General features: G+C 72.7%; 1 protein-coding gene. It reads right to left on the bottom strand.

Going from position 1 to position 462, the window contains the following annotated elements; translation table 11 throughout:
* A partial coding sequence (locus RNC47_RS36650; protein WP_311605189.1) for an amidohydrolase family protein occupies positions 1-462 on the bottom strand: 462 nt, incomplete at both ends.

Raw genomic sequence — 462 nt, 5'->3', positions numbered from 1 at the left:
CCACCCAACTGCCCCTGCGCATCACGCCCTTGAGGTCGAAGTCGGCGTCGAGGAGGACCAGGTCCGCGTACTTGCCCGGATCGAGGGAGCCCACGGTGTCGTACAGCCCGAGCAGCCGGGCCGGGTTGGCGGACAGCGCGGCCACCACGTCCCCGACCGGCAGCCGGTCCACCGTCACCGCGCGTTTGAACGCGCGGTCCAGGGTCAGCGTCGAGCCCGCGATGGAACCGCCGTCGACCAGCCGGGCCACGCCGTCGCTGACCTCGACCTCCAGCGGGCCGAGCTGGTAGCGGCCGTCGCCGCTGCCCGCCGCGTCCATGGCGTCGGTGATGAACGCGACCCGGTCGGCGCCCGCGTGGTGGAACGCCAACTGGAGGGAGGCGGGGTGCAGATGGGTGCCGTCGTTGATCAGCTCGACGGTGATCCGCTCGTCCTCCAGGAGGGCGGTGATCGGGCCCGGGG

Source organism: Streptomyces millisiae, assembly GCF_031845425.1.
GTDB classification, from domain to species: domain Bacteria; phylum Actinomycetota; class Actinomycetes; order Streptomycetales; family Streptomycetaceae; genus Streptomyces; species Streptomyces millisiae.
Note: the sequence above shows the minus strand (reverse complement) of the source record. Positions and strands in the feature narration are given on the sequence as shown.